Here is a 1180-nt window from a genome sequence, read left to right on the forward strand (position 1 = left end):
TCCAAGCGTAGCCCTATTCCTGATAGAGTGGGTATTGAAGAGAGACCCGCTGAGGCTGATCTTAAGCAACAACCCGGTCATTTTGAAATTGATACTGTATTTGGTAAAGATCAGAAGTCATTCTTACACGAGTTTCGCACCAATAAAAAAACGCTCTATTTTTAAGTTTAATTCAGCATGATATATAAATAGTCAAAACCTTATAAATCAAATACAACTTATTGTAATTTAAGAAAATTTATGTTTTTTAGTAACTTGCAGATTAATCATTGCTTTTAAGCCATTTTTAGAATTTTATATGCCTGTGCGAAACTCGTGTCTGCTTTCAAGTTTAGGAGGGATTGATTTTCTGGATCAATCAATTCTACTAAGTACACAGCACCATTGCGACTAAGAAATTTAGCTAGTTGCGCCCGTTCTCGTGGTTCTAACGCCTCCAAGATTGTTAGAATTTTTTGTGTATCAGGATCAGTAAGTAGTGGGCACCTCGAAAAACCTAAGCCGAGTTTGATTTTGCTGATAAAGTTATCGGAAGCTGGTCTACTGAGCTAACCACCATGAAGAAACGCAGCGCCATTAAGAATGACCTCTTTGCAAACCAGTATCACCAACAGACGATCGACAAGTTGGGTGACCCGCTGGTCAAGATCGAAACCTGTATAGACTTTGCGCATCTAGCAGCAGAAATCGACCATGTGGTACCGCGTCCTGTCAGCAAAAAAGGCGGACGTCCACCATTTCCAACAGAGACCATGGTTCGCATTTTAGTCTTAAAGCGTATCTACAACCTGTCCGACGAGCAGATGGAGTACCAGCTTCTTGACAGGATGAGCTTCAAGCGCTTCTGCGGCTTACCCTATGCCATCAACATTCCTGATCGCACCACTGTGTGGACGTTCGAGAACCGAATCGGTCACGAGTTTCGCAGTCTCTAAAAAAGAAGTATAAATTTAAAAACAAGAAAAAATCAGGATGTTCATATTTTGTCCGGTTATCCATGCATTAAAGATATCTATAAAATATTCTTGCAAGTAAGCAGTGTAAGATACTCTAGTTTGGCGTTATCAGAAGTCAGCCCATCGCCTTTATCTCATGACACGGTTAGCCGATGGTTAAAAAGTAGATGTTTCCGCCCTAAAGACCTATGGCGATTAGTTGAACCTTCTATAGACAAAAAAAG

1 protein-coding gene and 1 pseudogene are annotated in these 1180 nt (G+C 40.4%); both read left to right on the forward strand.

Annotated elements, in window-relative coordinates:
• Positions 1-557: 557 nt before the first annotated feature.
• Positions 558-920, forward strand: a pseudogene (locus CBG25_RS08515) (transposase); the annotation flags it as partial.
• Between the two features lie 63 nt (positions 921-983).
• Positions 984-1180 (forward strand): hypothetical protein (locus tag CBG25_RS08520; protein ID WP_290604058.1); only part of this gene is annotated, 197 nt, incomplete at its 3' end.

The sequence above is a fragment of the Arsenophonus sp. ENCA genome, from assembly GCF_002287155.1.
In the GTDB taxonomy this organism is placed as follows: Bacteria; Pseudomonadota; Gammaproteobacteria; order Enterobacterales; family Enterobacteriaceae; genus Arsenophonus; species Arsenophonus nilaparvatae.